The 20,812-nt window shown below is 72.2% G+C and carries 22 protein-coding genes, 2 tRNA genes and 1 pseudogene; 14 read left to right on the top strand and 11 right to left on the bottom strand.

All coding sequences use genetic code 11. The features are described from left to right. Positions 1-325 precede the first annotated feature (325 nt). The 3 genes from ACQUS7_RS06395 to ACQUS7_RS06385 all read right to left on the bottom strand — a co-directional run bounded on the left by ACQUS7_RS06395 (position 326) and on the right by ACQUS7_RS06385 (position 4,301). On the bottom strand, positions 326-1,933 hold the full coding sequence (locus ACQUS7_RS06395) for a sensor histidine kinase (RefSeq protein ID WP_435145709.1): 1,608 nt from the start codon (positions 1,931-1,933) through the stop codon (positions 326-328). 136 nt (positions 1,934-2,069) lie between these two features. Next, entirely contained in the window at positions 2,070-3,659 is a 1,590-nt protein-coding gene (locus tag ACQUS7_RS06390) for a heme-binding protein (protein ID WP_435145707.1), read from the bottom strand. Between the two features lie 105 nt (positions 3,660-3,764). Next, the gene (locus tag ACQUS7_RS06385) at positions 3,765-4,301 is read right to left on the bottom strand and encodes a hypothetical protein (protein WP_435124154.1); all 537 of its coding nucleotides are present in this window, start codon (positions 4,299-4,301) and stop codon (positions 3,765-3,767) included. Between the two features lie 106 nt (positions 4,302-4,407). Here ACQUS7_RS06385 and ACQUS7_RS06380 point away from each other — a divergent pair, with 106 nt between their 5' ends. From ACQUS7_RS06380 to ACQUS7_RS06370, 3 genes are all read left to right on the top strand, one after another. Next, positions 4,408-5,019 (top strand): metal-dependent hydrolase, encoded by a 612-nt coding sequence (locus ACQUS7_RS06380; protein WP_435145705.1) that lies wholly within the window; start codon positions 4,408-4,410, stop codon positions 5,017-5,019. Between the two features lie 133 nt (positions 5,020-5,152). Next, positions 5,153-5,779 (top strand): VOC family protein, encoded by a 627-nt coding sequence (locus tag ACQUS7_RS06375; RefSeq protein ID WP_435124152.1) that lies wholly within the window; start codon positions 5,153-5,155, stop codon positions 5,777-5,779. Between the two features lie 113 nt (positions 5,780-5,892). Next, on the top strand, positions 5,893-6,375 hold the full coding sequence (locus ACQUS7_RS06370; RefSeq protein WP_435145703.1) for a hypothetical protein: 483 nt from the start codon (positions 5,893-5,895) through the stop codon (positions 6,373-6,375). A 206-nt stretch (positions 6,376-6,581) separates the two neighbouring features. Here the strand turns inward: ACQUS7_RS06370 and ACQUS7_RS06365 are convergent. Both ACQUS7_RS06365 and ACQUS7_RS06360 read right to left on the bottom strand, forming a co-directional pair. After that, positions 6,582-6,653 (bottom strand) — tRNA-Thr (locus ACQUS7_RS06365). Between the two features lie 61 nt (positions 6,654-6,714). Further along, positions 6,715-7,371, bottom strand: a complete 657-nt coding sequence (locus tag ACQUS7_RS06360; protein ID WP_435124114.1) for a DUF7114 family protein — start codon at positions 7,369-7,371, stop codon at positions 6,715-6,717. Positions 7,372-7,431: 60 nt separating this feature from the next. Between ACQUS7_RS06360 and ACQUS7_RS06355 the strand changes: the two genes are divergently transcribed. After that, positions 7,432-8,109, top strand: coding sequence for an enoyl-CoA hydratase/isomerase family protein (locus tag ACQUS7_RS06355; RefSeq protein ID WP_435145700.1), 678 nt, complete (start codon positions 7,432-7,434; stop codon positions 8,107-8,109). A 133-nt stretch (positions 8,110-8,242) separates the two neighbouring features. On the opposite strand, the gene ACQUS7_RS06350 is transcribed toward ACQUS7_RS06355, so the two are convergent. Then, entirely contained in the window at positions 8,243-9,076 is an 834-nt protein-coding gene (locus ACQUS7_RS06350; protein ID WP_435145698.1) for an NAD+ synthase, read from the bottom strand. A gap of 162 nt (positions 9,077-9,238) precedes the next feature. Here ACQUS7_RS06350 and ACQUS7_RS06345 point away from each other — a divergent pair. Then, positions 9,239-9,309: transfer RNA gene (locus tag ACQUS7_RS06345), tRNA-Gly, on the top strand. Between the two features lie 101 nt (positions 9,310-9,410). Further along, the gene (locus tag ACQUS7_RS06340; RefSeq protein WP_435145696.1) at positions 9,411-9,944 is read left to right on the top strand and encodes a hypothetical protein; all 534 of its coding nucleotides are present in this window, start codon (positions 9,411-9,413) and stop codon (positions 9,942-9,944) included. 69 nt (positions 9,945-10,013) lie between these two features. On the opposite strand, the gene ACQUS7_RS06335 is transcribed toward ACQUS7_RS06340, so the two are convergent. The 4 genes from ACQUS7_RS06335 to ACQUS7_RS06320 all read right to left on the bottom strand — a co-directional run bounded on the left by ACQUS7_RS06335 (position 10,014) and on the right by ACQUS7_RS06320 (position 12,473). Next, a complete protein-coding gene (locus ACQUS7_RS06335; RefSeq protein WP_435124109.1) occupies positions 10,014-10,478 on the bottom strand; it encodes a hypothetical protein in 465 nt (154 codons plus the stop codon). Positions 10,479-10,557: 79 nt separating this feature from the next. Then, a complete protein-coding gene (locus tag ACQUS7_RS06330; protein WP_435124108.1) occupies positions 10,558-10,695 on the bottom strand; it encodes a hypothetical protein in 138 nt (45 codons plus the stop codon). 77 nt (positions 10,696-10,772) lie between these two features. Then, on the bottom strand, positions 10,773-11,534 hold the full coding sequence (locus tag ACQUS7_RS06325; RefSeq protein WP_435145694.1) for a hypothetical protein: 762 nt from the start codon (positions 11,532-11,534) through the stop codon (positions 10,773-10,775). A 9-nt stretch (positions 11,535-11,543) separates the two neighbouring features. Further along, positions 11,544-12,473 (bottom strand): acyltransferase, encoded by a 930-nt coding sequence (locus ACQUS7_RS06320; protein ID WP_435145692.1) that lies wholly within the window; start codon positions 12,471-12,473, stop codon positions 11,544-11,546. Between the two features lie 270 nt (positions 12,474-12,743). On the opposite strand from ACQUS7_RS06320, the gene ACQUS7_RS06315 reads away from it, so the two are divergent. The 4 genes from ACQUS7_RS06315 to ACQUS7_RS06300 all read left to right on the top strand — a co-directional run bounded on the left by ACQUS7_RS06315 (position 12,744) and on the right by ACQUS7_RS06300 (position 16,176). Then, positions 12,744-13,811 (top strand): aldo/keto reductase, encoded by a 1,068-nt coding sequence (locus ACQUS7_RS06315; RefSeq protein WP_435145690.1) that lies wholly within the window; start codon positions 12,744-12,746, stop codon positions 13,809-13,811. 8 nt (positions 13,812-13,819) lie between these two features. Further along, positions 13,820-14,032 (top strand): hypothetical protein, encoded by a 213-nt coding sequence (locus tag ACQUS7_RS06310; protein ID WP_435124102.1) that lies wholly within the window; start codon positions 13,820-13,822, stop codon positions 14,030-14,032. A gap of 125 nt (positions 14,033-14,157) precedes the next feature. Further along, positions 14,158-14,811 (top strand): potassium channel family protein, encoded by a 654-nt coding sequence (locus tag ACQUS7_RS06305; RefSeq protein ID WP_435124101.1) that lies wholly within the window; start codon positions 14,158-14,160, stop codon positions 14,809-14,811. A gap of 507 nt (positions 14,812-15,318) precedes the next feature. Then, positions 15,319-16,176 (top strand): dihydrodipicolinate synthase family protein, encoded by an 858-nt coding sequence (locus ACQUS7_RS06300; RefSeq protein ID WP_435145687.1) that lies wholly within the window; start codon positions 15,319-15,321, stop codon positions 16,174-16,176. A gap of 29 nt (positions 16,177-16,205) precedes the next feature. Here the strand turns inward: ACQUS7_RS06300 and ACQUS7_RS06295 are convergent, their stop codons facing one another. Next, positions 16,206-16,961, bottom strand: coding sequence for a TOBE domain-containing protein (locus tag ACQUS7_RS06295; RefSeq protein ID WP_435145685.1), 756 nt, complete (start codon positions 16,959-16,961; stop codon positions 16,206-16,208). Between the two features lie 61 nt (positions 16,962-17,022). Between ACQUS7_RS06295 and ACQUS7_RS06290 the strand changes: the two genes are divergently transcribed. The 4 genes and pseudogenes from ACQUS7_RS06290 to ACQUS7_RS06275 form a co-directional block, all read left to right on the top strand. Next, positions 17,023-18,060 (top strand): extracellular solute-binding protein, encoded by a 1,038-nt coding sequence (locus ACQUS7_RS06290; RefSeq protein ID WP_435145683.1) that lies wholly within the window; start codon positions 17,023-17,025, stop codon positions 18,058-18,060. Between the two features lie 37 nt (positions 18,061-18,097). Further along, positions 18,098-19,048 (top strand): ABC transporter permease, encoded by a 951-nt coding sequence (locus ACQUS7_RS06285; protein ID WP_435124095.1) that lies wholly within the window; start codon positions 18,098-18,100, stop codon positions 19,046-19,048. Continuing rightward, on the top strand, positions 19,045-20,016 hold the full coding sequence (locus ACQUS7_RS06280; RefSeq protein WP_435145681.1) for an ABC transporter ATP-binding protein: 972 nt from the start codon (positions 19,045-19,047) through the stop codon (positions 20,014-20,016). The genes ACQUS7_RS06285 and ACQUS7_RS06280 overlap by 4 nt, the downstream gene beginning before the upstream one ends. A 181-nt stretch (positions 20,017-20,197) precedes the next feature. Then, positions 20,198-20,662: pseudogene (locus tag ACQUS7_RS06275) on the top strand (DUF7384 family protein); the annotation flags it as partial. Positions 20,663-20,812 lie beyond the last annotated feature (150 nt).

The following is a 20,812-nucleotide window of genomic DNA, read 5'->3' as shown; positions in this document are numbered from 1 at the left end:
GCGAGGCCGAGCGGCGCCCGGCGAGACGGCGAGTCGGCGGCGTCGCCCCGGAGCGAACAGCCGGAACCCCTCCATTTCAACTAGAAACCCGGTGCAGCGGTCGACGTCCGGAGCGCCGGCGTCCACTTTCACCGCCCGCTCGGCCGAGTCACCTGGAGTCGAAGCGGACGTGGAAACGGATGCCGAGCCCGACGAGGAAACGGACGACGAGCCGGGTAGCGAAGCGGTTGCCGAACGTGGAAGCAGATGACGAGTCGAGTGGAGAAGCGGCGGCGACGGTGCCAGTCGGAGGCGGCGCGGCTGAGTCCCGTCGGTCGCGGTCGGGTCAGTTCTCGGCTCCGCCGTCGCCACCGCCGTCTCCGTCGCCGGTCCGAATCTCGAAGCGCGCTCCACCGGCGTCGCTCCCGGCGACCGAGACGGTCCAGCCGTGCGCCCGGGCGATTTCGCGGACGATGGGGAGGCCGAAGCCGGTGCCGTCCTCCTCGGTCGTGTAGCCGCGTTCGAACACGTCGTCGCGGTCAGCCTCGGGGATGCCGGGGCCGTCGTCGGCGACGTAGAAGCCGGCGCCGTCCGCGAGGCGGCCGACCTCGACGTCGACGTCGCTGCCGCCGTGTTCGACGGCGTTCCGCATCAGGTTCTCCAGGAGTTCGCGGAGCCGGGTGTCGTCGGCGTCGACGGTGCCGAGCGCCGAGTCGACCGCGACGTCGCCGCCGCCGCTGACGGCGCCCCAGGTGTCGCGGGCGAGCGACGGCAGCGGGACGGGCGCCGTCTCGCCGACGGACCGGCCGGTGCGGGCGAGCGCGAGCAGGTCCTCGATGAGCGCCTCCATCCGGCCGTGCGCCTCCTCGATGTGGTCGAGGTGCGGGCTGTCCACGGAGTCCATCAGGAGTTCGAGTCTGCCCTGCGCAACGTTCAGCGGGTTCCGGAGGTCGTGGCTGACGACGGACGCGAACTCTTCGAGCCGGTCGTTCTGCCGTTCGAGCGCGGTTTCGCGGCGGCGGAGCACCGCTTCGCGCTCGGCGCGGCCGAGCGCGGCCTCGACGTTGTCCGCGAACACCTGCGCGAGCGCGACGTCCGCGTCGTCGAAGGCGCCGCGGTCGGGGGAGCCCGCGATGAACAGGCCGTGGTTGCCGAGCGGCACGACCAGTTCGCTCCGGACCGGCGTCTCTGGGTTCTGAACGGCGCTATGAGCAGTCACGTCGTCGTAGACGGCGGCCTCGCCGGACTCGAAGGCGCGCCAGGCGAGCCCGTCCGGCCGGATGTCGGTGACGTCGCCGAACAGGTCGCGCGCCTCGCTGGTGACGCTCACCGGGACGAGCCGGTCCCCGTCCGAGCCGAGCAGGTAGACGGCGTTCACGCGCAGCCGCAACACTTCATGGGCAGTGTTGGTCGCGGCCGCCGCCACCGACGCGGTGTCGCGCGCCGTCATCAGTTCGCGGGCGGCCTTGTGGAGTTCGTCGAGCCGGCGTTCGCGCTCGAGCCGGTCGAGCGCGACCGCGGTGTTGTCGGCGAGCAGCCCCGCGAGTTCGAGCCGCGTCTCGTCGACCGCGCGGTCGCGGTCGGCGCCGGCGAGGATGACGCCGTGGGTCCCGATGGGGACGACGACGCCCTGCCAGTCGTGGTCGCCGTCGGCGTCGAGTGCCCACAGCGGCTCGCCGCCCTCGAACACCTCCCAGACGTCGCTGCCGCGGCGGAACGTCGGCGGGTCACCGCCGTACGACTCGCGGGTCCGGTCGGTGACCGCGACCGGCGCGAGCGCGTCGCCGTCGCGGAGATTGACGCCGGTGAGCCGGAAGCCGAGGATGTCCTTCGCCGCGCTGACCACGACGCCGCAGACGGCCTCGGGGGTCTCGGCGGTCATCAGCTCCTCGGTCGCCGCGTACAGCGAGCGTGCCATGTCGAGGCCGCCGTCCGCGGCGTTCCCGGCGTTCATCGACGCTCGGTACCGAACCGGCCGTGATAAAACCAGGTACTCGGGCATCGTTCCTGATAGCGGGACCGCCGGACGCGACCCGGATTCCGTGCGGGATTCCGCGGCAGTTCCGCGGGCCGCAGCGGCCCGTGTCGGCTCAGGCGAGGAAGACGTGTCGCGGCCGGTCGGCGAGGACGTCGCGGCCCCACTCGACGGTGTCGGTGAACTCGTCGCTCCGGAAGAACGCCATGGCGTCCTCGCGGGAGCGCCACTGGCTCGCGATGAACATGTCGTTGTCGTCTTCGACGTTCACCATCAGGTCGGTCTCGAAGTGGCCGTCCATCTCGTCGAGCAGTTCGCCGACGCCGGCGAACGTGTCGACGAAGTCCTCGCGGTGCTCCGGCTTCACGGTGTAGAACATCCCCATCGTGCCGAAGCCGGACTCCTCGCCGGCGCGCTCGACGATGCCGGGGAGTTCCGAGAGGAACCCGGCGGCCGTCTCGGCGGCGCTCGCGGTCTCCCAGATGGAGACGACCGCCGACCGGACGTCCTCGGCGTCGGCGCCGGCGGCCGCGCCGCCCTCGTACACCGCGGTTTTGACGTGCGTCCCGTAGTGCTCGAAGTTCCCGCGCAGCCCCTCGACCTCCTCGAACAGCTCGTCGGTGTCGGCCTCGGAGTACAGCACCGTCGCGAACACGTCCTCGCCGTGCGGCTTCCCGGCGTAGATGTCGAGGTCTTCGAGCTCCGAACGGATGCTCTCCTCGTCGGTCGCCGCGTCGCCGTCTTCGTCTCCAGCGCCATCTCCGTGGTGACTGTCACCGTCGCCGTGGTGATGGCCGCTGTCGTCGCCGCCGTGGTGATGGCCGCTGTCGTCGCCGCCGTGGTGATGGCCGCCCTCTCCGTGGCTGTCGCCGTGGGCGTGGCTGCCGGCGGTCGCGTCGCCGTGGCCGTCGCCGCCGTGTTCGGCGGTCGGGACGGGGTCGCCGGCGAGGTACGCGCCGAGGTCGGTCGGCGGGAAGCGGCGGCCGACGTAGAAGTCGCCGAACTCGCCGTAGCGCGCGGACGCCTCGTCGAACCGCATCTCGTAGACGATGTCTTTGATGTCGGTCGGGTCGGCGCCGAACAGCGTGACGCCCCACTCGTGGTCGTCGAAGCCGACGGACGACGAGATGACCTGCTTGATTTTCCCGGCGTACTCGCGGCCGACGTCGCCGTGGCCCGACATCAGTTCGGCGCGCTCGTCGAAGTCGAGCATGTACCAGTTGTCCTCGCCGGACCGGCGCTTGCTCATCGGGTAGAACGAGACGTACTCGTCGTCCGGGATGTCCGGCTGCATCTTTCCTTCGATGTAGCGGCGCAGGCCCTCGTCGATGTCCGCGTCGTCGCCTTCGAAGTAGTCGTCGGAGACGTACCCGGACACTTCGGTGACGGAGACGTACGACGTCGGCTGCTCCGTGAACGACGCGAACGCGGTCGACTCGAACCGGCGCTCGGCGGTCGACAGCGCGTCGAGCGTCGGGCGGAAGTGCAACACGAGCAGGTCCGCCTTGTGGCCGAGCACGGAGAACACCGCGGAGGTGCCGTCTGCGGCGTCCTCGACGGCCTCGTGGCGTTCGAGGTAGGCGACGCCCTCGTCGAGGGCGCGTTCGCGTTCGCGCTCGGGGGCGTCCCGCCACGCGTCCCAGTCCACCGTTCGGAAGTCGTGGAGGACGAACCAGCCTTCGTCCGTCTGAGGGGCTTCCGGCATAGCCCACGGTTCGGCGTCCGGAGGCTTCCCTGTTTTCCTTCGCCGGCGTCGACTCCCGGCCGTCCTGCCGCTCCGGGCGGCCGAGTCGGGTCGGGCCGTCCGCGGTCAGTTCGCCTCGATGGCGTCGATGACGATTGCGGCGATGACGACGAGCCGCGGGTCGACGTCGCCGACGACGTCGATGTCGTAGCGGTCGCGCAGCGAGAGCTGCCCGGAGATGTCGGCGACGGTGGTGCCGTCCGGGGTTTCGACGTCGTAGGCGAACGGCAGCAGGCCGACGACGTTCCGGCGGACGAACGCCCGGACCCAGTTGTCCTCTTTCACGGTCGCGACGTGGTCGCCGTCGGGGCCGAGCAGCTGGTACTCGTGTTTGAACATCGACATCAGGCTGCGTTTCACGGAGCCGATTCGCTCCCCGGTCCGAGAGTCGACGGCGTCGTAGGCCGCGGCGGCGTCGAGGACGCTGTCCGCTTTCACCTGAAACACCTCCTCGCCCGAGTCGACGTCCGTGAACCGGAAGTCCTCCTTCAGCCGCAGCTTCTTCTGTTTCGACTGGAGGATGTCGGCCCCCTCCTCGCTCACGACGTACTTGTTGCCGATGGAGACCTTCTGGCGGACCTCGTAGTGGGAACCGTCGAACATACCGCTTCTGTCGCGCCATCCGACAAGAACGTTCTGGCACAGCGAGGCGTCCGCGGGGCCCGCGGGCCGCGCCGAGTTTATCCGGCCGCGGAGCGTATTCCGCGGTATGATGGCCACAACGCACGCCCTCGCGGGCGTGCTCGTCGGGCTGGCCGCGCTGGCGGTCGCGCCCGACGCCGGCCCCGTCGTCGTGCTCGCCGCCGCGCTCGGCGGCGTCGCCCCGGACGTCGACCTGCTCGGCGCACACCGCAAGACGCTGCACTTCCCGGGCTACAACGCCGTCGCGGCGCTGCTCGCCGTCGCCGTCGCCGCGCTCGCGCCGTCGACGACGACCGTCGCGCTCGCCGCGTTCCTTGCGGCCGCCGGCCTGCACGCCGTCTCGGACCTGTTCGGCGGCGACCTCGAACTCCGGCCGTGGGAGCTCGCCGGCGACCGCGCCGTCTACGAGCACGTCCGCGGCCGGTGGCACCCGCCGCGCCGCTGGATCCGGTACGACGGCGCCCCCGAGGACGCCTTCCTGGCGCTCGCGCTGGCGCTTCCGGCGTACGCGGCGCTCGACGGCGTCGCCCAGCAGGCCGTCGTGGCGCTCGCCGCCGTCTCCGTCGTCTACGCCGCGCTCCGCCGGTCGCTCGTCGACCACGGCCGGTGGCTCGTCCGGCGGCTCCCGCCGCGGCTCCTCCGACTCATCCCGGAGACGCTGATTGCGGACCTCCGCTGACCGCGGCCGTCCGGAGGCCCGGAGACGGCCGCGAATCGGGGGCCGACACCGTCGACCGGCCGGTGAACCCGGTGGCGCCCGGTGACATCGATGTCAGCGAGCGGCTAAGTGTCCGGAGTCCGTACGATGGGCCATGACGGCAGACGACTCCGACATTCCGGTCACCGCCGAGGCGCCCGACAGCGCGTTCTCGGTGACGGGCACCGACCACATCACCGTAATCGGCAGCAACGAGGAGGACACCGTGGAGTTCTACCGCGACGTCCTCGGGATGCCGCTGGTGCTTCGCCAGCCGAACCTGGACGCGCCGGACGTCACGCACCTGTTTTTCGACACCGGCGACGGCCGCATCCTGACGTTCTTCGTCGAGGAGAGTCGCGACTCCAGCCAGGCGCCCCAGCGGACGCCGCTCGGCGGCGTTCACCACCTCGCGTTCAGCATCGAGGCGTCCGAACTCCAGAACATCAAGGAGGCGCTCCAGGAGCGCAACCACGGCTTCAACGAGTTCGACCGCGGCGCGTTCCACTCGCTGTACACTCGCGACCACAACGGCCTCACCATCGAACTCGTCGTCGACAAGTACGCGATTCCGGACGACCGGCGCGGCGAGGTGCTCGCGCTCGCGCACGGCAAGCGCGTGGAGGCCGGGGACGACTACGTCGACGACCCGCACATGGAGGCCGCCATCGAGGAACTCGGCCTCGACGTCGAGCGCGCAGACATCCCGGACGCCGCCACCGGCACCGGCTACGACGACTGAGCGACGCCGCCAGCGGCGCAGACACCACGCCGACCCGCCACACCGAACCGCCGCGCCGGCCCGCCGCGCCGACCGACGCCGCACTTTTTGGCCGTCGCTCCCACGCGACACCCATGGTTTCGAGACGCAGCGTCGTCCGCGCGGTGTTCGGTGCCGCCGGGTTCGCGGCCGCCGCGGGACGGACCGCCGCAGCGACGACTGACGAGTCCAACGCGGACGCGGCGGCAGCCGACACGGACGGCGAACCGTGGGCGCCGACCGACGACCCGACGCCGGCGACCGACACGTACGCGACGTTCCGCGACGGCGACTACGAGGTCCGCGTCGACTGGAGCGCCTACCGGTTCGCGTCGGTGTCGCTCGCCAGCGTCTCGCGGTTCGACGGCTTCGTCGAGCCGACGCTCCGGGTGGAGACTGACTACGTCGAAATCAGCGGCGCCGACGTCCGCGTCGCCGGCCGCGACGCAGACGGCGACGTCGTCGACGAGACCGTAGACGGCGACGTCGACGTCGACGAACGCAGCACCGAGTTCGTCTCGGCGCTGCTCACGGACCCGGACGACCAGGTCAGGACGATTCGGGTCACGCTCCACTGAGTCGGACACGCAGCCGGCACCGGACCGTTTCTGACCCACCGAAGCCGGAGAGTACGCTCCGCGACCGCATCACCCGCCAGCCGCAGGCCTGACAGCAGGCCGTGTCGATCGAAGTCGTTTCGGAGTTCACCCGAAGCCGCAACTACACACCGACACAGTCAGAGAGAACACCAAACGGGCAGCGCGCGACGACCCGAGTAGGTGACAGCCTAGGCCGGGATTTGAACCCGGGCTCTCGTCCTTACCAAGGACGCGCTTTACCGCTAAGCTACCCAGGCAGGCAACCATCGGTTCGCCGCTTGCGACTTTAGGGGTTTCGATTACGGATTCCGTGCGGCGTCACGAATCCGCGGAGGAGGCGATGCGTTCCTCGGCGAGTTTGGCGATTCGGTCGGATGCGGCGTCGGGGAGTGCGCCTTCGGCGGGCATCCGGTCGTCGTCGCCGGCGGCGAGGTCGGCGGCGTAGCTGAGGAGTTCGTCGGGTGCGGTGGCGCCGACGGCGGCGGTGCCGGCGACGACGGCGAGTTCGAACACGTCGGCTTCGAGGTTCCGGTCGCGGTCCGCCGGGTCGTCGTCGTCGCCGCGGCGGGTCTGGTCAGCGCCGAAGCGGCGGACGGTGTCGACGGCTTTCTCGGCGGCGTCGGTGCGGGCGAGCAGGTAGAAGCCGCGGGAGACGAACACGTCGGCGGCGAGCACGTCGAGGTCGGCGTCGATGTCGCCGGCGGCGTCGAGGTCGACGGCGTTCCACGGCTCGTCGTGTGCGAGCGTCCGGGTGAGCCGCAGGCCCTCGTAAATCAGTTGGACGCCCGCGGCGTGTTCTGCGACGCCGGCCAGGTCGGCGTCAGCGTCGAGCGCCCTGGCGCTGACGAGCGTGAGCGCCCCCGGCGTCATCTCCGCGTCCGCGATGCGCTCCGTCACGGCGGCGTTCAGGCGGTCCGGTTCGATGTCCGCCAGCGCCGTCGTCGCAGCGTCACGGACCCGCACGGCGTCGTCCATCGGCACAGGGTTGCTCCGGCATACGCAAAGACCTTTGGAAACCGCGTGCAACCGCGGTGCATGCTCCGCTCTGCAACCGGCGACGCCGGCGACTACCGGGTCGTGACGTTCGACCGACCGGCGGCTCGAAACGCGCTTCGACCCGCCGACCTGGACGCGCTCGAAGCCGCCGTCACCGAGGCGTCGGAGCCGGTGGTGTTGCTCCGCGGCGCCGGCGACGCGTTCTGCGCCGGCGCGGACCTCGACGTCGTCGAACGGCTGGATGACCCGGCGGCGTTCGCGGCGCACGGCCAGCGCGTCGCCGCCGCCATCGAGGCCGCGGACAGCGTCGTCGTCGCCGGCGTCGACGGGGCGGCCCGCGGCGGCGGCGTCGAGCTCGCGCTCGCCTGCGACGTCCGCGTCGCCACGCCGGACGCGACGTTCGCGGAGCCGGGCGTCCAGTTCGGTCTGTTCGGCGCGTGGGGCGGCACGGCTCGGCTCCCGCGCGTCCTCGGGGAGGGCGACGCGATGGACTTCGCGCTCTCCGGCCGCGTCGTCGACGCGGACGAGGCCCGCCGCACGGGGCTGGTGTCCCGCGTCGTCCCCGACCCGTCCGCCGTCGCCGCCGAACTCGCCGGCAACGACGACGACGCGCTCCGCGCCGTGAAACGGCTCGTCCGCGACCGCCGCTCGACCGCCGAGAAGGAGCGCGCCGAACGCGACGAGTTTGCGTCGCTGCACGCAGAACACTTCGGCTGAGCAACGGAGACGTCGACGGAGGCGGACGCGTCGACGGGATGCGAACCGCGGGGACGTCGACGGCGCAGGGAGCGAGCCAGTCAGTCGGCGCGGCTGGTCCGGACTGGTCCGAGTCGGTCCGGGCCGGCCCGGGCTACAGCCGGACGTTTTCGGGGGCGGGCGGCATGGCGCGTTTGTGTTTGGAGGCCTCGTACAGCTCTTCGACGCGTTCGACCTCGGCTTCGCTGACGCCGAGGTGCCGGACGGTCGCGGCGGTGGACAGTTCGCCGTCGATGTGGAGCGCGAGGATGGCGTCGAGGGTGTCGTACGTCAGCCCCATCTCCTCCTCGTCGGTCTGCCCGGTCCACATCTCGGCGGACGGCGTCTTCATCACGAGGTCGCGCGGCACGCCGACGTGGTCGGCGAGCTGGCGGACCTGCTGTTTGTAGAGGTTCCCGATTGGGTTGCAGTCGACCGCCTGGTCGCCGTACTTCGTGAAGTAGCCGGTGAGCGCCTCGCTGCGGTTCCCGGTGCCGAGCATCAGCTTGTTCTCGGCGTTTGCCGCGAAGTAGCCGAGGACGGCGCGCACCCGGACGCGGACGTTGCTCTCGGCCATCTTCACGTCGGCCGCCGACGGCAGCGCGTCGTAGAACTGCTCGGCGATGGGCTCGATTTCGACGACGTCGTACTCGACGCCGAGGTCGTCGGCGACGCGCTCGGCGTCGCTCATGTTCTCGGCGGTGTTCTTCTCGCCGGGCATCACGAGCGCGTGCACCGCGTCGGCGCCGAGCGCCTCGACGGCGAGGTACGCGACGGTCGTCGAGTCGATGCCGCCGGACAGACCGAGCACGGCGCCGTCGGCGTCCGCGTCGTCGACGGTCTCCTCGATGAAGTCGGTGATGTGGCCGTGGGTCTGCTCCAGTTCGAGCGTCGACAGCCGGAGGTCGAGCGGCGTGTCGGACTCGTCCAGCAGGACGGTGTCGCTCATCGTCGACGGCTACACCGCCGGGCGACAAATAGCCTCCCGCCGGCGCGGCGGGCTGGACGAACGTCCAGTTCGAACCCGGCGCCCGGGACCGATTAGTTGAAGTGCGGCGATAGGGTACGAACTGGTGGCTTCAGCGGGGACCGGCCCGCACGGAGCGTCAGCGCGCCGTTGGTCCAGTGGTAGGACAGTGGCTTCCCAAGCCACTAGCCCGGGTTCAATTCCCGGACGGCGCATGACTGTCTCGAACGCCAGTGAGAGACATCACCGCCGACGCTCGGTATGGGCCGACGGTCGGGAACGGCCGATTTATGCTGCGTCCGCGGAACCGCGACGTATGGGTTCACTGGCTCCGGACGCGGCGACGGTCCCGCTCCAGTTTTCGGACGCCGTCACCGGGTTCGCGTTCGTGCTGCTCCGAGTCCTGCTGGCGGCCGCGGTCGCCGTCGCGGTGTTCGGGGCGGCGCGGTGGCTGCTTCCGCGGCTCGCGCGGCGGCTCGCGGCCCGGAACGGCTGGTCCGCGAACGGCGAGGCCGTCGTCGTCGCCGCGTCGACCGGGGCGGCCGCGACCCTCGCCCTCCACCTCGCGCTGTCAGTCGCAGGGGTCGTCGGCTACGCGGGCACCGTGCTGGTGGTCGGCGGCGTCGCCACGGGCGTCGGCGTCGAACGCCGCCGGCTCCGCGTCGTCTCCCCGGTGACTGAGCTGCTCGCTGCGGCGGCGGCGCTGCTCGCAATCGGTATCGTCGTCACGTCCGTCGGCGGGCTCGTCCAGGCCGCCGGGGTGTTCGTCGCGGCCGGCGTGGTCGGCGCACTCGGCCGGGACGCGGTGGCCGTGGTGACGACCGCGTCCCGCGGTGGCGACGCGGACTGACTCCGCGGGCGCAACAGAACGCCGCCGGGTGCCACAGGACGCCGGCGTCGCGAAGCGGCCTCGAAGCCGTCAGTTCTCGGGGGTCGCCGACGCGGCGTCGCAGCTGTCGGGGTTCTGTTCGTACCAGACGCCGAGCGTGCCGTCGGCGCCGACCCGGATTTCGACGCCGTAGCAGTTCGCGCCGCCGCCGTCGCTGACGTCGAACTGCTTCCAGGTGTCGGCGTCGTCCAGCCGGACGTACACCGAGAACGCGCCGCGGTCGGCCGCCCACGACTTCGTGACGGCCGCCGTCGTCGGCGTGTCCTCGCCGGACGGCAGGTCGTGGCTCGACCAGTGTACCGGGTCGCCGCCGCGCTGCACCAGGACGTGCACCGTGTGTGGCTCGCCGTGCCAGTTCGCCACTCGGACGTACGCCAGCCGCGACGCCGCCGCGTCGCCGCCGGCCTCCGCTCCCGAGGCGTCGAGACAGCCCGCGACGCCCGCCACGCCGGCGGCGCCGACGCCGGCCAAAAGCCGCCTCCGCGTCGTTTCCATACCCGTACGAGCGACGGTGACGCCGATAAACCCCGCGCCAGCGTCCGACGGCCGTCTGACTCCGGGCGCGCCGCTCGCCTCAGACGCCGTACTCGGAGACGCCGAGTATCGCGCCGCAGTTCGAGCACTCCCAGACGGTGGCGTCGCTGAACTGTGCGTCCGTGTCGCTCTCGACGACCTCGACGAGGTCCTCGCCGCAGGCGATGCAGTGACCCATGCCGACTGGTCCGCGCCGCGTGACAAAAACCGGTCGGGAGTCGAGGATTCCGGGCCGGCCGCTGCGGGGTTCCGTCGCTACGGCAGCCACGTCGCCGGGTCGGCGGCGATGCGGTCGCGGAGCGTCCGCGTCGCGTCGGCGTCGAACCGCAGCGGGCGGCGCCACCACGGCCCCTTCCCGGAGTCCGCCGAGAGGTCGGTGACGACGCGGTTCGCGTCGGCGCCGGCGTCCGGCGTCGACAGCGGGACGGCGCGGTCGTACAGCCCCGAGTCGGCCGGGTCGCCGCGCACCAGCACCGCGGCGTCGAACGGCTCTCGGCGGACGTGCGCGTTCGAGTCGAACCGGGCGCGGGTGTCGGCGTCGGCGGCGCGGTAGTCGTCGCCGGTGAGCGTCTCCGCCACCCGGAACTCGCCGACGAGGAAGGCGCCCCACGTCGGCGGCAGCCAGTCCGCCGAGCCGTCGGCGGCGGCGGGGGTGGCGTCGGCCCCGGAGACAGCGTCGTCCCGACCGGTGACGGTGAGCGTCGCGTAGAACAGCAGCCAGTCGCCGGGGTCGAGCGCGGCGAGCGGCCGGGCTTTCACGCCGTGCGGGTCGCCGTACGTGGCGGCGTCGCGGCCGAGCACGCCCGGGAACTCCGGGTCGAGGTGGACCGGGTCGTCCGCGGCGTCGGCCGGGACGGCGTCCGCGAGTCCGAGGTCGCGGTACGTCGCCACCGGCTCCGCCGTCGGCTCGGTCTCCGGAATCGGGACGTAGCGGAACGACCCGTCCGGGTAGACGGGGCCGCGGCGCCCCGGGAGGTTCGTGTTCGCGGCGACGTTGATGGCGACTGCGCGGGCCACGGCGCGCCGTCACTCCTCCGGGTTCGGCGCGTCGACGTCGGCGTCCGGCGGCGTCAGGTCGCGTTCGAACTCGTCGAAGGCGACGAGGTCGTCCGGCAGGTCGTAGTCGATGCGGCGCTCGTCGGCGCGGTTCGTCAGGCGGTCCTCGATGGGGTCGGCGACGGACTCCCAGCCGGGCTTGACCTTGACGCTCCGGGCGGGCGACCCGACGACGATGTGGTGAGCCGGGACGTCGCCCTGCACGACGGATTTCGCGCCGACGACGCTGTTCTCGCCGATTTTGGTGCCGGCGCGGACCATCGTGTCGTAGGTGACGCGGGCGTCGTCCTCGATGATGGTGTGGAAGTTCTCGATTTCGGTCTGGTCGACGACGTCGTGGTCGTGGCTGAACACGTGCGCGTCGTCGGAGATGGAGACGCGGTCGCCGACGGTGAGCTTCCCGCGGTCGTCGAGGTGGACGTTGTCGTGGACGACGACGTTGTCGCCGAGTTCGATGTTGTGGCCGTACGTGAACGTGATGCCCTTGAACAGCCGGAGGCCGTCGCCGGCGTCGGCGAACAGGTGGTTCGCGAGCATCTGCCGGAACCGCAGCGCGAACGCGATGTTGTCGGCCATCGGCGTCGCGTCGAACTGCCGCCACAGCCACTGCAGGTGTTTCGACCGCGTGAACTGCTCTTCGTCCTTCTCGGCGTAGTACTCGGATTCGAGCGTCGCGTTGCACGGGTCGTACCCCTGGAGCCGGACGCGCTCTGCGGGCGTCACGTCGCCGCCGCGCTGCCACCGCTCGTAGGCGTCGCGGTCACCGAACAGGTCGACGAGCGTGTCGCGGACGACCTCGCAGGTGTCCTCCTCGCCGGAGAGCCGTTCGTCCACCTGGTCGATGAAGGCCGTAACCCCTTCGTCAGCCTCGGGCGGGAGAGAGACGTGACGCTTGGTCATGTCGAGCGGTTTAGCGGCGGCGACCAAAGGGGTTCGGATGTGCACAGCAACCGCCGGACCGCGTCGGCAGCGCCGCTCGCGACCCGGCAGTCCGTCCGGTCCGCGACGCGCCGGCCGCAGTTCAGGGCGGTCGACGGCCGCAGTTCAGGGCGATCGACGGCCGCAGTTCAGGGCGATCGACGGCCGCAGTTCAGGGCGGTCGACGGCCGCGTTCCCGGTTCCCGGGAGACGACCGTTCGGGCTAAGTTCCCGCAGTCCCGAGGCGGACGTATGCAGTATCGCGAACTCGGAGACTCCGGCGTGGAAGTGAGCGAAGTCGGGTTCGGCGCGTGGGTCGTCGGCACCGACTGGTGGGGCGACCGGTCGGACGCCGACGCCGTCGACATGGTGGAGTACGCCCTCGACCAAGGCGTCACGTACTTCGACACGGGCGACGTGTACGGCCACGGCCGCTCGGAGGAACTGATGGGGGAGGCGCTCGCGGAGCACCGCGACGAGGTCACCGTCAGCACGAAGATCGGCTACGACTTCTACAACAATCCGCAGGCGGGCCACGGCGAACTCCCGAAGGACCTGACGCCGTCGTACGTCCGCGAAGCGGTCGACAAGAGCCTCGACCGCCTCGACATGGACTACGTCGACGTGCTGTACCTCCACAACGCCAACGTCGACGAGGTCACCGACGAGGTGCTGGAGACGCTGTACGACCTCCGCGACGAGGGCCGGTTCGACGCGCTCGGCTGGGCGCTCGGCCCGTCCATCGGCTGGCTCGCCGAGGGCGACCGCGCCGTCGAACTCGACTTCGACGTCGTCCAGACGGTGTTCAACCTCCTCGAACAGACCCCGGGGAACCACTTCATCGACACCATCCGCGAGGAGGGCAGCGACACCAGCCTCGTCGCCCGCGTCCCGCACTCCTCCGGCCTCCTGAACAAGCAGGTGACGCCTGACACGGAGCTCGGCGAGGGCGATCACCGCGCGCACCGCCCGGACCAGTGGTTCGAGACGGGCTGGGAGAAGGTGGAGAAGCTGTCGTTCCTCGAACGCGACGGCGCCCGGACGATGGGGCAGGCGACCATCCAGTGGCTGCTCGCGAACGACGACGTCGCGTCGGTCACGCCGACGTTCCGCACCCGCGACGACATCGACGAGTGGGCGGCCGCGCCGGAGACGCCGCCGCTCAGCGACGAGGAGTTCGACCGCGTCGCCGACCTGTACGCCGACGACTTCGGCATCGACCGCGACGACGGCATGAACCCCGAGGACTTCCGGACCTCCGTCGGCGGCGACGACCTCGTCGACGCCGGCGTCGTCCCGGCGCCGTCCGGCGACGACTGAGCCTCTCCATGGCCGACCAGCAGCCGCCGGCGTCGCCGCGCGCCCGCGCTCGCCGCGTCCTGCTCCGCGTCGCCGCGGTCACGGCGGTCGCACACGCCCTGCTCGCCGCCGCGGTGTACCGCGACGCCGCCGACCGCGACGTCGCCGCCGGCCGGTGGAGCGGCCTCACGCTCCTCACCGGCGTCTTCGGCGCCGCCGCCTACCGCCGCCGGCGACGCTGACGGCGACGCAGAACGGCGACGACGACCGCGACCAGAGCGGCGACGACACAACCCCGACCACGACGCGACCGGACCACCGCGGTTCAGGGTGCAAGCTTTTGCCACGCCGTAGCATACCACGAGGCATGCGCGTCATCATCGTCGGGTTCGGACGAGTCGGGTCGCGGACGGCTCGCGTGCTGGCTGAGGAGGGACACGACGTCGTCGTCGTCGACAACGACCCGGAGAAGGCGGAGAAGGCACGGGGGCGCGGGCTCCGCGTCGTCGAGGGCGACGGAAGCTCCCCCGCGGTGCTCGAGGAGGCCGGTATCGCCGACGCCGACGCGGTCGGCGGGCTGACCGGCGACCCGAACGTGAACTTCGAGGTGTGCATGGAGGCGAAGGAGTTCGGCTGCCGCACCGTGATGCGCATCTCCGAGGACTTCCGCGCGGAGATATACGAGGAGTACGAGCGCGCCGTCGACGACGTCGTCTACCCCGAGCGGCTCGGCGCCGCCGGCGCGAAGACGGCGCTGCTCGGCGGGAACTTCAACGCAATCGGCGAACTCACCGAGCAGCTGCAGCTGATGGCGGTGACGGTGCCGGCGGACGCGCCCGTCGTCGGCGAGACCGTCCACGACATCGACGTCGACGGCGCGCGGGTGTACGCACACGGTGGGCCGCGCGAGGAACTCACGATTCCGCTCCCCGGAACGACCGTCGAGGCGGACGACCGGCTGGCGCTCATCGTCGAAACCGACCGCGCCGACGCGGTCCGGTCGGCGCTGCTCGGCGAGTGAGTCGGCGTCGCGGCCGCGTCCACCGCGTCGACGACGCCGCTCGAAACCGCGAACGCCGCCGCTCGGGAGAGTGATGGACGCGGGCGGGGAGCCGCCGAGGCTCCCCGTCGTGGGGGAATCGCGTGTGGGGGAAACACCGAAATCGGGTGTCGGGTGTGCCGGACACGCACGGAAGGACGCGCGACCAGTACGAGTGGACGCCCGGTTCGCCCGCGGGGGAATGCGGGCGGCCTACAGCGTGTCCAGTCGCCACCTACGGAAGCGCTCCCTTAAATCATCGTCAGACGCACGCCGGTCGTCAGACGCGCGGCACCGGCGACGTCGCCGAATCCGGCCGTGTCGTCAGACGGGCGTCGGCGCCTCGCGTTGGTTTTAGCCGGGGGCCGGTGAAACCGACGTCAGACGCCGCTCGCCCGCGCCGACGCAGTTCCGTCCGCGCCGAATTCATCCCGCGCCGCGGCACCGGCCGGGCGAACACCTATGAGTCGGCCGGCCGACGCCTCGGACGTGAACGGAGTCGGAGTTCCACTGGTCACGCCGTTCGACGAGGATGGCGACGTCGACGAGACGGCGCTGCGCGAACTCGTGGCGTGGGTCGAGACGCGCGGCGTCGACTTCCTCGTGCCGTGCGGGTCGAACAGCGAGGTCGAACTGCTGACCGCCGACGAGCGCGCCCGCGTCGTCGAAATCGTGGCGGCCGAAACGGACCTGCCGGTGCTCGCCGGCACCGGGAGCCCGGGGCGCCGCGAGACGCTGCTGGCGACCGAGGACGCCGCGGACGCCGGCGCGGACGCGGCGCTCGTCGTGACGCCGTTCTACTATGACCACAGCCAGGCGGCGCTCGAAGAGTACTACCGCGAAGTCGCCGACGCCGCGCCGCTCCCGATATACCTCTACTCGGTGCCGGCGTACACCGGCGTCGCGCTCGAACCGGAAACCGTGGGGCGGCTCGCCAGCCACCCGAACGTCGCCGGGATGAAAGACTCCTCGGGCGACGTCGCGTCATTCATCCAGACGAAGCGGGCGACCGCCGACGCCGACTTCGAACTCATGGTCGGCAGCGGCAGCGTGTTCGCGCAGGCGCTCGACGTCGGCGCGGCCGGCGGCGTTCTGGCGCTCGCGAACGTCGCCCCGGAGGCGGCGAGCGACGTGTACGAGACGCACGCGACCGACCCGGCGGCCGCCCGCGAGCGGAACGCCGGGCTCGTCGGGCTGAACGAGGCGGTGACGAGCGAGTTCGGCATCCCGGGGCTGAAGTGGGCGATGCGCGAACGCGGCGCGCCCGCGGGCCGCGTCCGGTCGCCGCATCAGCCGCCGGACGAAGAGGCGAAGGCGGCCATCGCGGCGCTGCTCGACGAGCTGTAACGGCCGATTTCGCGGGCTGACGCCGCTTTTTACTGCTCGTCGTCGCGCCGCGGCGTCGCCCGCGTCGCGGTCGCTTTGAACGACGCGACGACGGCGCCGTCCGGGGCCAGGCCGAGCCGGTCGGCGCTGTCTGCGGTGACGAGCGCCCGCAGCGGCTCCGCCGCGCCGACGTCGACGGCCACCTCGACGACGGACTCGCCGCGGTCGACCGACTCGACCGCGCCGGAGAACCGGTTCCTGGCGCTGGTCGCGTCCGGCGACGGCGTCTCGTCGGGCGCGTGCAGCGTCACGGCGTCGGCCCGGACGCTGACCTGGACGGCGTCGCCTGCGGCGAGGTCTGCGGCGGCGAGCGCGCGGAGCGGGCCGGCGGCGGAGTCGACGGTCGCCAGTTCGCCGTCGCGGGCCGTCACGGCGCCGACGACGACGGTTTCGGCGGCGCCGGCGGTCCCGGCGAGCGCGGCGCGGAGCCGGTCGAACTGCGCGAGCACCGCCTCGCCGTTCCGCGCGAGTCGGCTGCCGCCGCCGCCGCTGCCGCCGCGTCGACGCTCCACGAGGTCACCGAAGACCGATTCGAGTTCTTCCAGGCGCGTGAGCGCCCGCGCTCGCGACCGGCCGAGTTCGTCCGAGGCGGCGCTGACGGAGCCGGTTCGGGCGACGGCGCGCAGCAGCGCCGCGTCCGAGCCGTCGAACGTCACGTCGTCGGCGCGGAGGCTCGCCGCGAAGTCCGCGGCGGTCGAATCGTCCGGCCCGGCCGAGTCCGTGGCGGCCCGTTCGCCGTCGGTCACGTCTCTGTCTCCGACCGGCCCCACCAAAACCGTTATGTGGCGACCGACGGTCGATGTATCTATGTCGGAACAACGGTCCGGCGGGGACGTCCGCTCCGACCGGCCGGCCGGGCGGCGGTCGTTCCTCGCGGCCGTCGGCGGCGCCGCGACGGCCGGGGTCGCCGGGTGCGTCGGCGCGGCGAGCGCCGGCCGGAACACGGTCACGGTGTTCCACGCCGGCAGCCTCTCGCCGCCGTTCGCCGCCGCCGAGCCGTCGTTCCAGTCAGAGACCGGGCTGACCGTCCACCGCGAGGCGAAAGGCTCGGTCGGGTCGACGCAGAAAATCACCGAGGAGGGCCGGCACGCGGACGTGCTCGGCGTCGCCGATTTCCGGCTCGTCCGCGACATGATGCTGCCGGCGTTCGCCGACTGGTACGGCGTGTTCGCGACGAACGCGATGGCGGTCGCGTACACCGACGACAGCGCGTACGCCGACGAGTTCGACGCCGGGAACTGGTGGGAAATCCTCTCGCGTGACGACGTCCGGGTCGGCCACTCGGACCCGGCCGTCGACCCGTGCGGCTACCGCTCGGTGATGGCGATGCGGCTCGGCGCCGTCGACTTCGACGGGGAGTCGCTGTACGGCGAGCGGACGGCGAGGCGACTCGAAGACAACGCCGTGGTCGCAGCGAGCACGGAGACAGACCTCATCGGCCAGCTCGAAACCGGGTCGCTCGACTACGCCTGGGAGTACCGGTCCGCCGGCGCGACCCACGAGTCGCTGAACGTCACGGCCCTCCAGCCGCACGTGAACCTCGCCGAGCTGTCCGACCGCTATGCGGACCACTACGCGTCGGTTTCGGTCGACGCCGGCGGCGACACCTACACCGGCGCCCCCATCGCGTACGGCATCACGGTGCCGTCGGTCGCGGAGAACCCCGCCGGCGGCCGGAAGTGGGTGGACTACCTGACCGACGGCGCCGGCGAGCGGTTCCTCCGCGAATCCGGGTTCGAGCAGGTGTCGCCGATGGTGGTGCCGGAACGAACCGCTGACGCTGCGCCGCCGCAGGTGCTCGACGGCGCTGCGACGAGAACCCACCTCGGGCCGCTGTCGCTGTGAGGACGAAGACGCCCGCGGCCCGCTCGACGACCGACACATGAATCCGTCTCGCCTCGGCGCCGGCACGCTGACCGCGGCCGTCGTGACCGTGCAGGTCGCGGCGTTCGGCGTCGCCGCCGCGGCCGGCGTCCAGACGCTGTACGTCCCGTTCGCGCTGCTTTCGGCGGTCGCGCTCGGCGTCCGCGCCGACGAAGGGTGGTTCGGCGTGGCGAGCGCCGCGCTCGGCACCGTGTTGCTGCTCGCGCTCGGCGTCCCGCTGCTCGCGTTCGCGTTCCGGCTGAACCCCGACCTCGTCGCCGAGGCGGCGCGGTCGCCGGCGGTTCACCGGATGCTGCTGCTGACGATTTACGGGCCGCTCGTCGCGGCCGGCGGCGCGGTGCTGTTCGGGGTGCCGCTGTCGTACCTGCTGTCGAACGGCTTCCGCGGGCAGTCGGTCGTCGAGAGCCTCGTCGACCTGCCGCTGGTGGTGCCGCACTCGGTCGCCGGCCTGCTGGTCCTGTTCGGGTTCGGCGAGGGCGGCGTCTTCCCGTCGGTGACGGTGCTGACGACGCTCGCCGGGATGGTGCTCGCGCTGGGGTTCGTCTCGGCGCCGTACGCGGTGCACAGCGCCCGCGAGGCGTTCGACGCCGTCGACGACGACCTCCGCAGGGCGGCGCGGTCGCAGGGCGCTTCGCCGTTCGAGACGTTCCGGCGCGTCACGCTGCCGCTCGCCGGGCGCGGCGTCCTGGTCGGCGGCGTGCTGGCGTGGGCGCGCGGCGTCTCGGAGTTCGGCGCCGTCGCGGTCGTCGCCTACACCGTCTACGCGTACGTGCCGGGCGTCGGCAGCGTCGCCGCCCAGCACGCCCCGGTGTTCATCTTCAACACCTACCGGAGCGAGGGGCTGGCGGCGGCGGGCGGCGTCGCCGCGGTGCTGCTCGCCGTCTGCGCCGCGATGTTCCTGCTGGTCCGGTGGCTCACCGCCGGAGGCGACGCGGGTGGTGTCGTATGACCCGCGACGGCGACGACGACGGGCTGGACGCGTCGGTCCGTGCGACGTTCACGGCGCCCGGCGCGGAGCCGTTCACCGTCGAGATAGACGTCTCGGTCGGCGCGGGCGAGACGCTCGTGGTGCTCGGCCCGAGCGGAAGCGGGAAGACGCTGCTGCTCGAAACCGTCGCCGGCTTCCACGACCACGACGGCACGGTCAGGCTGGCCGGACGGGACCTCACCGGAACGCCTCCGGAGAACCGCGGGTTCGGCCTCGTCTTTCAGGAGTACGCGCTCTTCCCCCACATGACCGTCCGGGAGAACGTCGCGTTCGGCGCGCGCTACTACGACGACGTCCGCGACCCCGACGCGCTGCTGGGCGAACTCGGCGTCGCGGACCTCGCCGACAGGACGCCGGCGACGCTGTCGGGCGGCGAGAAGCAGCGGGTGGCGCTGGCGCGGGCGCTCGCCATCCGGCCGGACGCGGTGCTGCTCGACGAGCCGCTGTCGGCGCTCGACGTCCCGACGCGGCAGGCGCTCCGCGACGACCTCGCGGACGCCCTGTCGGACGTCACCGCGGTGTACGTCACGCACAACCGGACGACTGCGCGGGCGCTCGCGGACCGAATCGCAGTCGTCCACGACGGCGCCGTGCTGCAGCGCGGCGCGCCCGACGAGGTGTTCGACGCGCCCGCGTCGCCGTTCGTCGCCGGGTTCGTCGGCGCCAGCGTCGTCCCCGCCGCGGCGCTCTCCGGCGCCCCGGAGTGGGCCGACACCGCGGCGGTTCGCCCCGAGTACGTCCGCGTCGACCCGGACGGACAGGTCGCGGGCGAAGCGGTCCGGGTGACCCGCGCGGACGCCGCGCACCGCGTCCTCGTCGACGTGGATGCTGGGGGGCGTCTCGCGCTGTTCGCGCAGGAGCCGCCGGCGGTCGGCGACCGGATGCGGCTCTCGGTTCCGCCGGAGCGCGTCACGTACTTCGAGGAGTGACTCTCGACGAGGCGCTCGTCCGCGACAGGCCGACCCGGATGGTTCTTTGGCCGGGCGCGACGAGCCACGGGTATGGAGACGTGGGCGTCGCTGTTCGAGCGAGCGGAGCCGTTCGAAGTGACCGACGAGGCGGTTCGAGCGGCGCTTCGGGAGCACCGCGAGGGCGACGATGCCGAGTGAGGAGTCGTCGCCGGCGCGCGTCGTCGCGGACGCGGACGTGCTCGCGGCGGACCTGCTGGTCGGCGGCGCGGCGCGGGAGGCGCTGGACGCGCTCCGCCGTCACTCGTGGACGACGCTGGTGGCGAGCGACGCGCTGCTCGACGACGCCGAGGCGGTCGTGGCGTCGCTGGCGGACGCGTCGCTGGCGGCGGACTGGCGGGGGCGAGCCGAGGCGTGGCGCGAACCGGTGTCGCATCCGGCTGACGACCATCCGGCGCTCGGGTCGGCGTACCGCGGCGGCGCGATGCACGTGCTGTCGTTCGACGACCGGCTCACCGGCGCCGGCGCCGCGGCGGGGCTGAACGCCCGGTTCCCGGTGAGCGTCCGGGAGCCGCGGGCGTTCGCGGCGCTGTTCGACCCGGCGAGTCTCTACGCGGAAATGGTCGGCGGGGAGTACCCCGGCCCGGACCGCGACCCGCGGGAGTAGGGCTGACAGGCGGCGATTCGGTCGCTCCCGGCGGGTCGCCGCTCGCCCGCTTCGCCCGGCCGGGAGCCGTCGTCAGGTCACGGCGGAGGTGCCCGCGGCATCCGATAAAAAGTCGAGGAGTGCGTGCGGAGAATCGGCGCGCGGCGGAGC

The organism is Halobaculum sp. P14, assembly GCF_051195155.1.
Lineage (GTDB): Archaea > Halobacteriota > Halobacteria > Halobacteriales > Haloferacaceae > JBNTKA01.
Note: the sequence above shows the minus strand (reverse complement) of the source record. Positions and strands in the feature narration are given on the sequence as shown.